General features: G+C 33.9%; 12 protein-coding genes. 4 read left to right on the plus strand and 8 right to left on the minus strand.

Annotation, left to right across the window (positions count from 1 at the left end; all coding sequences use genetic code 11):
• Positions 1-25: 25 nt before the first annotated feature.
• Complete coding sequence (locus ACSVC9_RS09660) at positions 26-976, plus strand: NAD(P)-dependent oxidoreductase (protein ID WP_446897282.1); 951 nt, start codon at positions 26-28, stop codon at positions 974-976.
• A 50-nt stretch (positions 977-1,026) separates the two neighbouring features.
• Here the strand turns inward: ACSVC9_RS09660 and ACSVC9_RS09665 are convergent, their stop codons facing one another.
• Positions 1,027-1,896: a DUF1002 domain-containing protein gene (locus tag ACSVC9_RS09665; RefSeq protein WP_446897283.1), complete on the minus strand. Its 870-nt coding sequence runs from the start codon at positions 1,894-1,896 to the stop codon at positions 1,027-1,029.
• Positions 1,897-2,061: 165 nt separating this feature from the next.
• On the opposite strand from ACSVC9_RS09665, the gene ACSVC9_RS09670 reads away from it, so the two are divergent.
• Positions 2,062-2,520 carry a pyridoxamine 5'-phosphate oxidase family protein gene (locus tag ACSVC9_RS09670; protein WP_446897284.1) on the plus strand — a complete coding sequence of 153 codons (459 nt, stop codon included), beginning with the start codon at positions 2,062-2,064 and terminating at the stop codon, positions 2,518-2,520.
• Between the two features lie 41 nt (positions 2,521-2,561).
• Here the strand turns inward: ACSVC9_RS09670 and ACSVC9_RS09675 are convergent, their stop codons facing one another.
• The 3 genes from ACSVC9_RS09675 to proB form a co-directional block, all read right to left on the minus strand.
• The gene (locus tag ACSVC9_RS09675) at positions 2,562-4,559 is read right to left on the minus strand and encodes a methyl-accepting chemotaxis protein (RefSeq protein WP_446897285.1); all 1,998 of its coding nucleotides are present in this window, start codon (positions 4,557-4,559) and stop codon (positions 2,562-2,564) included.
• 249 nt (positions 4,560-4,808) lie between these two features.
• Positions 4,809-6,065, minus strand: a complete 1,257-nt coding sequence (locus ACSVC9_RS09680) for a glutamate-5-semialdehyde dehydrogenase (RefSeq protein WP_446897286.1) — start codon at positions 6,063-6,065, stop codon at positions 4,809-4,811.
• Between the two features lie 23 nt (positions 6,066-6,088).
• Positions 6,089-6,898, minus strand: coding sequence for a glutamate 5-kinase (proB, locus tag ACSVC9_RS09685; RefSeq protein ID WP_446897287.1), 810 nt, complete (start codon positions 6,896-6,898; stop codon positions 6,089-6,091).
• Between the two features lie 109 nt (positions 6,899-7,007).
• Between proB and proC the strand changes: the two genes are divergently transcribed.
• Positions 7,008-7,820 carry a pyrroline-5-carboxylate reductase gene (gene proC, locus ACSVC9_RS09690; RefSeq protein WP_446897288.1) on the plus strand — a complete coding sequence of 271 codons (813 nt, stop codon included), beginning with the start codon at positions 7,008-7,010 and terminating at the stop codon, positions 7,818-7,820.
• 39 nt (positions 7,821-7,859) lie between these two features.
• Here the strand turns inward: proC and ACSVC9_RS09695 are convergent, their stop codons facing one another.
• From ACSVC9_RS09695 to ACSVC9_RS09710, 4 genes are all read right to left on the minus strand, one after another.
• A complete protein-coding gene (locus ACSVC9_RS09695) occupies positions 7,860-9,068 on the minus strand; it encodes a transglutaminase domain-containing protein (RefSeq protein ID WP_446897289.1) in 1,209 nt (402 codons plus the stop codon).
• Positions 9,069-9,114: 46 nt separating this feature from the next.
• A complete protein-coding gene (locus tag ACSVC9_RS09700) occupies positions 9,115-9,990 on the minus strand; it encodes an NAD(P)-dependent oxidoreductase (protein WP_446897290.1) in 876 nt (291 codons plus the stop codon).
• Positions 9,991-10,061: 71 nt separating this feature from the next.
• The gene (locus ACSVC9_RS09705; RefSeq protein ID WP_446897291.1) at positions 10,062-10,586 is read right to left on the minus strand and encodes a PucR family transcriptional regulator; all 525 of its coding nucleotides are present in this window, start codon (positions 10,584-10,586) and stop codon (positions 10,062-10,064) included.
• On the minus strand, positions 10,586-11,239 hold the full coding sequence (locus ACSVC9_RS09710) for a PucR family transcriptional regulator ligand-binding domain-containing protein (RefSeq protein WP_446897292.1): 654 nt from the start codon (positions 11,237-11,239) through the stop codon (positions 10,586-10,588). Before ACSVC9_RS09710 ends, ACSVC9_RS09705 begins: the two co-directional genes overlap by 1 nt.
• Positions 11,240-11,628: 389 nt before the next feature.
• On the opposite strand from ACSVC9_RS09710, the gene ACSVC9_RS09715 reads away from it, so the two are divergent.
• Positions 11,629-13,050 (plus strand): IS1182 family transposase, encoded by a 1,422-nt coding sequence (locus ACSVC9_RS09715; RefSeq protein WP_446897293.1) that lies wholly within the window; start codon positions 11,629-11,631, stop codon positions 13,048-13,050.
• Positions 13,051-13,065: the final 15 nt, after the last annotated feature.

Genomic DNA, 13,065 nt, shown 5'->3' on the forward strand with positions numbered 1-13,065 from the left:
AAATATAAATACTAGGAGGTATATCATGAAAAATACAGTGTTCTTGAATTCCAAAAAACTGAATTTTGACAACAAAATTGATTTTTCCGGATTGAACAGATTTACTAAAGTTACAAAGTATGATACAAGCAGTGAAGATGAGATTCTGGAAAAAGTAAAGGGACAAAATATAGTTGTTACCAAAGAACTTCCCCTTGGTGAAAACCTTATCTCCAGATTTCCATCTTCAGTAGAACTCATATGTGAAGCTGGAACTGGTTACAACAATATAGACATAAAATCCACAAAAGGGAAAAACATAACAGTATGCAATGTGCCGGGCTACAGTACTGATGCAGTTGCACAACTTGCAATTACTTTCATGCTGAATTTAAGTTCATCCCTTGCCCTTCAACAGGTCATGATAAAACAAAACAATTTTGACAATTTTACCAAAGATCTTCAAGTTCCCCACTTCGAAATAAAAGGCAAGACCCTGGGTGTAATAGGTGCCGGTTCCATAGGCCAGCGCGTAATAAAGACAGCCCTGAATCTCGATATGAATGTATTAGTCTACAACAGGAGTATAAAACCAATTAAAAATGTAAAATTTGTGGATTTGGAAGAACTTCTTAAAAAAAGTGACTTCGTTACTATACACTGCCCTCTTACAGACAGTACGAGACACTTAATAGACAAAAATAAATTAAAACTCATGAAGCCCTCTGCCTTTATAATAAATACTGCAAGAGGACCTATAATAAATGAGCCCGACTTAATAGAGGCTCTACAAAACGGTCAGATTGCAGGCGCGGCTCTGGATGTCCAGGAAGTTGAACCCCTTGATACAAAAAGCCCTCTTTTTTCCATGAAAAATGTTATACTTACTCCCCATATAGGTTGCAAATGTATTGAATCCAGGCAGAGACTCATTGAACTTTTGACTGACAATATAGAATCATTTATCAATGGCAATCCTGTAAACGTAGTAAATTAGGCACTAAAAAATATACTGCACATGGCAGTATATTTTTTTATCTATACACTTTAAAACAAGCTAGAGAAAAAGTTTCTGATTGCTTCTATAATTTTAGCAAAAAATCCCTGAGCCTCAGGACTGGACAAAGTACCTTTAAGCTGGTCTGCTACATCCCCAAGCTGTCCTTTTATATCACCAAAATTCAAATTGAGACCATTTATCTTGTTCATAAGTGAAATTATTTTATCCATGTCCTCTGAACTCAAGTTAACATTGTAGTTATTGGTTACATTTTGAACTATTTGCTTCATGTCCTCTGAACTCTTTGGTTTTTCTTTTACAACCTGTGTCTTTATATCATTAATTAGTCCGGCTGCCTTGTCTTTGCCTATCTTATCCCCGATTTCTCCTGTAGTCATAAGCTCGTCATTTGCAACTTTTTTCTTGTCTTCATCGATTTTTTTACCTGCACTACTGTTCTCATATCCTTTTAAAATTCCTGTAAGTGCTGCGGTGCCTGATACATTAAAAGGTGCAGCCGCTTTGACATTTGCATTTTTTACACCTGCCGTAATTAAAGCATTTTTTATCATACTGCTGCTTACCCATGATATATTATTTGTTGAAACATTCAAACCTCCACTTGTAGTTGGCTCTACATAGGCACAGGATATGGACTTTGTCCCAATTTGGTCACTGCTTGCCACATCACTTAAATACTTTCTCTCTTCGTCAATGTGAACTTCTATGACATCTGCATCCTGTCTATTTACTCCAAAATACTTAAGCATATCCTCCTTTTGGCTGTCTGTAAGGTCCCCTCCCAATGTAACTACCTTATAGGAATCTGCGTAAACTTTATTCTGATATAAAGGTATCATTACAGTTAGAGCCATAAACACCAGCAATAACCTGCCTACAATATTTTTCAACTTCATGTACTAAAACCTCTTTTCTATTTAGTTTTATGATTATACCACAAAAGGCCTGCATTATTATTTTATCATAACCGCAGTGAAGTAAAAATGAAAATATGGTAAAATTTAATTTGTAATTATCTATACTAAAAGATGGGAAGTGAATACAACAATATGTTTAGTAAAATGAGAAGATCAGAAAGGACTTTGGAAGAAAGTGATATTCAGGAAATATTAAAACACGGTGAATACGGTGTACTTGCAACCATTGGCGAGAACAATTATCCTTATGCCGTACCTCTGAATTACGTATACTTTAATAACTCCATATATTTTCACTGTGCATTTGAGGGAAACAAGCTCCAGAATATAAAATTCAATGACAGGGTAAGTTTCTGCATAGTTGGGAATACAGAAATAATACCTGGTAAATTTACTACAAAATACAAAAGTGTGATTATATTTGGGCATGCATTTATAATAAATTCCGAAAAAGTAAAGAAGGACATACTAAATGCTCTTGTGGACAAATACTCAACGTCTTTTAAAAAAGAGGGCATGGAATATATAGATAGAGCAGTATCAAAAACCAACGTCATAAAAATGTCCATAGATCATGTAACCGGAAAAGGACGCATTATATAGCATTTGATGCGTCCCTTCATATCTCATGTTGACTTTTAAAATCAAATTGTAAACTTTTCAACAGCCCTTCTAAGTTTGTTTGAAAGTTCCAACTGACTGCTGGAGGTAGATTTTATAACATTTACTGCATTTGATGTTTCCTCTATGTTTTTCTTTATATCATCCATACTTCCAGCAGATCTCTGCATATTTTGTGATACATTGTCCATAGAGTTGCTTACTTCATCAACTATAGTATTCAATTCTTCGGACATTGAGGCTATTTCCTCGGACATCCTACTAATGAAGTCCGAATCCTCATAATATTTGTTGCCTGTATCCATAAATCCCTCCAGCTGTGGGATCACACTTTCATTTATAAACTCCACCATATCCTTGCTATTATCATTGCTAATCTTAAAGGCATCCTCCACCCTGGAAATTTTTTCCTTGATCTCTGAAACGGAGGATTTTGTCTGTTCTGCAAGTTTCCTAATTTCCTCAGCAACAACCTTGAAACCTCTTCCGTGTTCCCCCGCCCTTTCTGCTTCAATAGCCGCATTAAGTGCAAGAAGATTTGTCTGTTCAGATATATTTGCAATAGTATCTGCCATGTCACCTATACTTTCTACTATTTTTGTACTCTCAATGGATTCAATAATTTTCTTCTCCTTTTCTCCATATACATTCCTTATTTTTTCTATTGAAGCTTTACTTTTAGACCGTATATCAATAGACCTGTCCTTTAATTTGCTGGCTATATTGCTTCCGTCCATTGACTTCTGCGAAAGCTCATTTATACTGGAATCCACCTCCTGCATGGATGCCGTTGCTTCTGCAGAAGATGCACTTGTTTCCTTGACTCCTGCTGCTATGTTTTCCATGGCTGTATTCATTTTTTCTGATTTCAACGAAAGATCCTCCGCCGTCTTTGAAAGATCCACACTGGATTCATTTATATATGTTGAATTTTCCCGTATTTCCTTAACAAGTCCTACAATCTCCATCTGCATGATTTTAAAGGAATTTGAAAGCCTGCCTATTTCATCTTTGTATCTGGTAAGATAATTATATCTGTTTTCATCATAGCTCATGTTAAAATGCGCCATCTCATCTGCCATATCAGATAATTCAAGTATAGGCTTACCTATTTTCTTTCCAACATGTATTGAAATGAATATGCTTGCCATAAGTACAAGCACTACTATTACCAATATACAAATTATAAGCTCTTTTACAGATTTTGTGACTTCACTTACAGGTACTGCAAAGCCTACAGTCCAGTTGCTGCAGGGTATCTTAGATGTGGTAAAATATTTTTCCTGGCCATCATAATCCTTCAGTTTAACCAGGCTTTTTGTAAGTATCTGTGAAAATCGTCCGTCCATAACCTTGTTTACTTTTTTAAGTTCATCTGAAGTGGGCTTAAATTCTTTATATTTATGTACCACAAAGTTTCCACTATGATCTACTAAAAATCCATAGCTATTGTCTATAGGCTTCGCCTTTTCAAGTATACCAGTAATAGTTCCAACATTCATATCGTAGCCCAATACCCCTACTGTCTTATTGTTGATAACTACAGGTTTTGCTATGGTTACTACAATCTGTTTTGTATCTGCATCCACATATGGCTCCGTAAATATCAGACCTTTTTTATTAAAAGCTTCCTTATACCAGTCTCTCTGGGTACAATCATAATCAGAAGGCGGTACCCATCCCGAACCACTCAGCACCGCTTTTCCTGAAGTACCTATATAGACATCGAGAACATCAGGATTGCTTTTTACCTCTTTTTGAAGATAAGGTACAATCTTCCCCTTGTCCAGTGTATTCATGTTTTCTATGGAATTTGTTATTTCATCTACTGTTTTTCCATGGCTATCAAGCCAACCATTTATTTTCTCCGCATATTTGTCAGACGACACAATCATCACATCTTTTGATTTATCCATTACCGCCCTGTATGTTATGCAATAAGTTATAATTGATACTACCAGCAAACCAACTATGCTAATTAAAGATGTGGTCAAAATTATCTTTGTCTTGATACTTTTCATCAATTTCCTCCATCTTTCCATATAAATAATATTATTCATATAATTAAATTATCTCACATGTATAAATTTGTTTTTTACAACTGATTATATAATAAATTATCAAAATTTTAAAGTATATATTATAAATCCATAAAAATGTAAATATTATGATAAGTTATTATTATTTATCAATATAGATTTATTATTCATATAATCCCATATGGAGGAAAAAGAAATGGAGCTCATAAAAAGCTCCATCATATTTCGTATTTATTTTCTTATCTGTCCATTTCCATAAATTATATATTTTGATGTAGTCAGTTCATTGACTCCCATAGGTCCCCTTGCATGAAGCTTCTGAGTGCTTATTCCTATCTCACCGCCAAAGCCGAACTGCCCTCCATCTGTGAATCTGGATGAGGCATTTACATATACTGCCGCTGCATCTATTTCTTTCAAAAACTTTTGCGAATTTGTATAATTATTAGTTACAATAACTTCTGAATGACCTGTACCATATTTATATATGTGATCTATAGCTTCATCTATAGTTGAAACCACTTTTACAGCCAGAATCAAATCGAGATACTCTGTTCCCCAGTCCTCTTCAGATGCAGGAACTATTCCTTCTACAATTCTACTTGTAATGTCACATCCTCTTATCTCAACTCCTAAATTTTTTAGTACAGCACATAGATGAGGAAGAAAATTCTCCGCTATATTCTCATTAACCAGAAGTGTTTCCATGGCATTACAAACTCCCGGTCTCTGTGTTTTTGCATTCACGATTATGTCCTCTGCCATTTTAAAATCTGCAGATTCATCTACATATACATGGCAATTTCCAAGTCCTGTTTCTATTACCGGAACAGTAGAATTTCTGACTACATTTCTTATAAGTCCTGCTCCACCCCTAGGTATCAGAACATCTATATATTCATTCAACTTCATCATTATATTTACGGACTCTCTGTCCTTGATGTCTATAAATTGTATTGCCCCTTTTTCAATCCCTGCCTCATAACAGGCTCTGGATATTATATCATATATTGCGATATTCGATTTTATTGCCTCGCTGCCGCCCTTTAATATAACCGAATTGCCGGATTTAATGCAAAGGGCTGCAGCATCTACAGTCACATTAGGTCTAGCTTCATAAATTATACCTATAACTCCAAGTGGAACCTTCATTTTTCCTATATTGAGTCCATTTGGTCTCTTCCACATCCTGGTTACCTCTCCTACAGGATCTGGAAGTTCCGCAGTATCTTTTAAAGTTTTTGCCATATCCTCTATCCTTTTGTCATTCAACAGCAATCTATCTATCAATGCTTTTGAAATTCCCTTATTTCTGGCATTTTCCACATCTTTTTTATTCTCGTCTATTATATAACTTTTATTTTTCAGTATAGCCTCACCCATATTTACAAGTGCCCTGTTTTTTACTTCCGTTTTCTCATAAGAAAGTTTTTTTGAGGCTTCTCTGGCAAGTCTGGCTTTTTCAATGACATATTGTTTTATATCCATAACAAAATCACCTTTCCCTTAAATTATAGCTGCCCATTTCTGGCAACAAATAGAGTCCCCACATTATCAAAAGATATAATGCTTCTAATTATATCCTTCGTTTCTCCTTTTGCAATTACCATGGATACTCCATTCGAGGTAGCAATTTTTGCAGCTTTTATTTTAGTAGTCATTCCACCCGTCCCGAATTTGCTGCCTGCACCACCTGCACATTTTTCTATTTTCTCCGTTATATCAAATACTTCACTTATCAAAACGGCTTCGGGATTTTCCCGGGGATTTCCACTGTACAATCCATCTACATCCGAGAGCAGGATCAGAAGATCCGCACCTATAAGAGATGAAACCATGGCAGACAATGTGTCATTGTCACCGAATTTTATTTCATCCACAATTACTGCATCATTTTCATTTACTATTGGTATGACTCCTCTGCTCAATAATTCAAAAAAAGTATTTTTTGCATTTGAGAGTCTGTGTTTCTGAGTCATGTCCTCTTTTGTAATAAGTATCTGTGCTATTGTCTTTCCATATTCTGAAAAAAACTTCTCATAGGTATTCATCAAAAGTCCCTGCCCAACAGCAGCTGCTGCCTGACTTTCAGGAATACTGTCCGGTTTTCTACTCAATCCAAGCTTTCCAATGCCTGCGCCTATTGCTGCGGAAGTAACAAGTACTACCTCCATTCCCATGTTGTGAATATCTGCAATCTGCCTTACAAGATGTTCTATCATGTATAAATTCAAAAGCCCACTTTTATAAGTTAAAGTTGAACTTCCAACTTTAATTACTACTCTGTTTATATTTTTTAAATATTCTTTTCTATTTTTCATAATAGTATTTCCACCTAGCTTAAATTTTGATGTATAATTAATCATAGTTATAACATATTTAAAAAAATTATATCATAGAAATTCACCAGTTTTCAAGGAGTGTTGACAAATGAACAAGAAACTTGGTTTAATAGGCTGCGGAAACATGTCACAGGCAATTATGGGTGGGGTTGTAAATTCAGGCACAATAGCACCTGAGCAAATAATTGCAAGCAATCCATCAGAACAAAAACTTATAACTGCAAAACAGAAATATAATATTACAACAACTAAAGACAACCTGGAAGTAGCAAAAAATTCAGAAATAATCATACTGGCGGTAAAGCCGAACAAATATGAGGAAGTAATAGCTGAAATAAGAGATTTCATAGACCCCCATACAATAATCACTACAATTGCTGCCGGAATATCCATAAGCAGGACAAAATCCCTTTTTAATGGCAATGTAAAAATAGCAAGAGCTATGCCAAACACTCCTGCACTTGTCAAGGAAGCAATGACCGCACTTTGTTTTGATGATAATCTAAATGACAATGATAAAAGTAAGATCATAGATATATTCAACAGCTGTGGTAAATCTGAAATAATAGATGAGAAACTCATGGATGCTGTAACCGGAGTAAGTGGATCTTCACCTGCATACGTATATATGTTTATAGAGGCAATGGCAGATGCAGCTGTACTCCATGGTATTCCAAGGAAAAGTGCTTATAAATTTGCTGCCCAGGCAGTGCTTGGATCTGCAAAGATGGTACTTGAAACGGGACTTCATCCTGGAGAATTGAAAGACAATGTATGCTCTCCCGGTGGAACTACAATTGATGCAGTATATTCTCTTGAAAAAGACAATTTCAGAGCTGCTGTTATGAGTGCAGTAAATGTGTGTACAGAAAAGTCAAAAAAAATGTCACAGAACAGCTAAAAATAAAACTCGAGCTACTTAAACAGCTCGAGTTTTATGCTAAGCTGCAGCCTTACTATACGATAGCATAATTCTAGCATAATTGTAATCCGTACTGCTACATAAAGGATATTGATTTTTATCCCATCTGTGATCTCTTGAAAGTCTCGAGTCAGTCACATTGAAGTAGGAATGTGAAAGTATATTTGATCCATTATATGATACAGGATCATCCCAAGTAGTATCCAGTTGATAATATTTACCCTGTATTTTTACTATATTCCATGCGTGTCCAATCCATCCCGTGCCATTGTTGGCCTCACCTATTACCATTGTATTTTCTATTCCTGCCTCATTAAGGAGTCTGTACATGGCATCGGCATAACCCTGGCAAACTCCAGTACCCTTTACTAGAATACCATAGGCAGTATATGAATCCTCCGGCATACTGTTTATATCAACATCAGCCCTTTCATCATATTTTGCATTGTTTACAACATAATCATGAAGTGCCAGTTCCTTCTCATAGTCTTTCATTCCAGAATTAGTTACACTACTCACTATTCTTTTAACTTCTCTATTCACCTCATTATTTTTTTGTATAAGTTCATTTTTTGTACCATCGTATTTAAAGTTTATCGTCATTTTCACTGAACTGTCATTTTCCCGCTCAATAGTGCCAGATGCTCTTTCATACCATGCCCTCAGGTCAGGTGAATCCTTCATTATTTTATCTATTACATCCAGATTGTAGGTATTTTCATTATAATTTTCTATATCAAGCACCAGTTGAGGATCATAATTCATTACTGCCTTTTTTACAGTATTGTAATATTCAGTATAATTGTCAATTACTGTTATATTTATGTTTCCAACCGCTTTGTGTATTATCTTAAAATTATATTTTACAGGCTGGGCGAGATTATTTCCATTTGTATCCTTTAAATTGTTGTTTATATCAAGAACATACTTCTTTCCTTCTTCATAGGGTTGTTCTGGAGATACCTTCAATTTATCATCAGTATCTCTTGAAATATTAACAGGGATACTGTCATTACTGTCACTTTCATATACCTTTATTGAATCTTTCACAGTATTTATGTCCACATTTTTATTAAAAGTTACAGTCCATACTTTATTTGCATTTACGGCAGAAGTGCTCCCATCATTCCACACTTTATAATTGTCCTCGGCATAAACAGTTTGTCCAATAAAAAGAAATAAAAATACTGCACAGATTATACCTGATCTGCAAATTGTTTTAAACACCATAATCACCCCTATTAACAGATTCTTTTATATATAACATACCGCACTATTTATTCAATAGTTCATAGAGAACCTGTGTTCCGCAATCACCTTTATTCTCTTGTAGAAGTTTATCATATAGTGATTTTGAAAGTTTAAGTGCAGGAGTATCCAAGTTCATGGCCTTTGCCTCACTTAAAGCTATATTCATATCTTTTACAAAATGTTTTACATAAAATCCAGGCTCAAAATCACCTTTTATCATCCTTGGGGCAAGATTACTCAATGACCAGCTGCTGGCCCCTCCAACTTCTATACTTTTGAGTACGGTCTCAGGATTAAGTCCTGATTTTTTAGCATATGCCATAGCTTCACATACTCCCATCATATTTGCAGCTATGGCTATCTGGTTACACATTTTTGTATGCTGACCGGAACCGGCCTTTCCCTGCCATACTACATTTTTCCCCATAAGCCCAAACAGTGGGGTGGCTTTTTCAAATACATCCCTGTCACCGCCTACCATTATGGAAAGTGACCCATCTCTTGCACCTACATCTCCTCCTGATACGGGAGCATCTAATGCATATACTCCTCTGGCTTTTGCAGCCTCGTAGATTTTCTTCGCAAGAGATGGTCTTGATGTTGTCATATCTATTACAATGCTTCCTCTTTTTACATTTTCTATTATTCCATATTTCCCGAAGTAGATTTCTTCAACATCTTTAGGATAACCGACTATTGAAATTACAACATCTGCTTCCTTTGCCAGATCCGTTACCGTGTTTTTCCAACTGGCACCACTTCTAACAAGGTTATCAGCTTTTGACCTGGTTCTGTTATATACTAGAAGATTACAACCTCCCTTTAGAAGATTGGAAGCCATACTGTTACCCATTACTCCAGTTCCTATAAATCCTACAACTAAATTCTTATCTGGCATTTAATATCCCACCTTTTATTATCTTTAATACACTAATTATACAGAAAAAACTTCCAGTTTAAAAGACCCATTTACATTATAAAATAATCATATATAAAGATAGCCATGGAAAATTTAATTCTGGAATAATAATTTTTGAAATCTACACCGCACAATTCATTTATCTTATTCAATCTATTTTTAAGAGTATGCCTGTGTATAAAAAGTTTACTCGAGGTGCTTGTTATATTGCATTCATTTGCAAGATACAGTCTTAATGTTTCAAGATATGAGCCATTATGGATCATGTCATAATCTATAATTGGTTTTAAGGTGTCGTAAGCAAATTTAATTGAATAGTTGCTGTAATGCATTATCTCAAACAATTTGAAAAGTTCTATGTCAGAGAAGGAACAAATTCCTTTTTTCGCACCAATTTTTTTTAGAGTTTCTTCACTTGCAAGTGCCTCATTAAAGGCCGAAAAAATATTATCTATACTTTTCAGGTAACTTGCACCCATAAGAAAACTCATCTGGAATTCTTCTGACAGATATGTCAATATTTTTGAAATATCAAGTATTACATTCTGCAGAGGCATATCGTCATCCAGAGACACTATGAATAAAATTTTTTTCCTGCACGTTCTACATGTACATCACTTTCTATTCCTGTAAAATACGACTTTATCTTATCAACACTCTTTAATATTATATTATTGGCTATTTCGCTGTTATCGGTATAGGATACGGATAACAGGAAAAAATATATATTCGGTTTCAATCCAGACTCCATCATTTCATATATGTAATTACCTGAACCATCGTTTATAATTCTGCTCAATTTATTTCTCAGACTCATGAAGTCAGAATCATTGTTCAAATTCAATTGTAAATTTATATTTTCCATTAACACATGGGTAATATGTGAAAAAGTAAGGTTTGGTGGAAGTTCAATTACAGGAAAATTATACTTGTCAGCTGACTCCTTAATATACTGCGGAATTTTATTTATATAGTACCCTGTTTGTATTGCAATTCCAGATATTCCTTTGCTGTTAAGCTTTACAACCAGGTCTCTGTATAAATTTTCATCATCAATTCTATATCCTGTGGTCACTAATAGTTCTCCTTTTTGAAGTGAATCAAGTGCATCCAGTATCTCCATCACGTTGACCCAGGAAATTTCATTATTAATTCCCTTTTCTCCGGCTACAATTCTTGCTCCTTCAAGTAAATTTAACTCTATGATATTTTTTACGAGCAAAGACATGCAAATCCTCCTTTAGGAATTTATATATTCATCTTATAAGCATGATTATATATTATAGTCAAGAAAAAATCAAAGCAGTTATAGCCGCAAATATCAAGAGCCAATATGTACATTTTATAATCTAATGCATAAAAATATAATAAATTTATAGATATAGCTTTATAATTATCTATAATTTAAACGTATACATTTACATAATATATAAACAGTCTTGAAAAAAATGTACAATAAGTATATTGTATCAGGCTGTTGATAAACATATTTTGTCAACAGCCTAATAAATTTTTTAGTCCGAAAGGGCTTTTTTTAGTTCAAAAAAGGATTTTGTTATATGTATTTAGAATATATATAATAAACTTGCCCGAAAGGGCTCTCTTAGGAGGTAAATAATGCTTACAAATAATTCAAATAAACAAAATGAGTTAGAAATAGTTTATATAGAAAACTTAGTACCAAAAGACCATATACTTAGAAAGATAGATAAATATATTGATTTCTCTTTTATAAAAGATTTAACGAAAGACTTTTATTGTCCTGATAATGGGAGACCATCTGTTGATCCTGTTGTACTATTTAAAATACTTTTTATTGGATACCTATTCGGTATTCGGTCCGAACGTCAGCTTGTTAAAGATATTGAAGTTAATGTAGCTTATAGATGGTTCCTTGGATACAGTCTTACAGATAAGATTCCGAGTCATTCAACTATTAGTCAAAATAGGATAAAAAGATTTAAAGATACAAATATATATCAAGAAATATTTGATAATATAGTACTTCAGGCTATAGATAAGAAATTAGTAAATGGAAAAATATTATATACAGATTCAACTCATCTTAAGGCTAACGCCAATAAAAATAAATTTACTAAAGAATTAGTTACAAGATCTACTAAAGACTATTTCGACCAGCTGGAACTAGATGTTAATGAAGATAGAATAGAGCATGGGAAGAATCCTCTTAAAAAAAAAGAAAAAATATCTGAATCTAAACAAATAAAAGTAAGTTCTACAGATCCCGAAAGTGGCTATATGGTTAGAGATGGTAAACCTAAAGGTTTTTTCTATTTGGATCATAGAACAGTTGATGGTAAATATAATATAATAACTGATGTTTATGTAACTCCTGGAAATATTAATGATGTAGATCCTTATATCGATAGATTGGAAACTCAGATAAAAAAGTTTAATTTTCATACAAAGTATGTAGTTGCTGATGCTGGTTATTCTACTAATCCAATTTGTAAAGCACTTTCTCAAAAAAGTTATAAAGCCGTTTTAGGCTTCCGTTTAGGACCTCACGTTAAAGGTAAATTTACCAAGAATAGATTTCAATATGTTAAAGAACTTGATGGTTATGTTTGTCAAAATAAATATCTTTTGAAATATAAGACAACCAATCGTCAAGGTTATAAAGAGTATGTTAGCAATCCTGATAATTGTAGATACTGTAAATACAAAAATAAGTGTTTAACTTCTGAAAAAGCAGTTTTTAGAACTATAAGACGACATGTTTGGGAAGATTATAAAGACGAAGTCTTCAAATTTACTAAAACAGAAAAAGGAAAAAGTATATATAATAGAAGAAAACAAAAAATTGAGCGCAGCTTTGCAGATTCCAAAAATCTCCATGGACTGCGTTATGCTCGTTTCCGTGGAATTAAAAAAGTTTCTGAGCAATGCTTGCTTACAGCAGCAGTTCAGAATATGAAGAAGATAGCCAGAGTGCTATCGCACTTATTTTTTGATTTAATAAGTAATTATCTTAAATTATTTATTCATACTAATACTTTTCAAAATGCTAACGCATAATTTAAGGACAATAAT

The sequence above is a fragment of the Clostridium sp. LBM24168 genome, assembly GCF_052953915.1.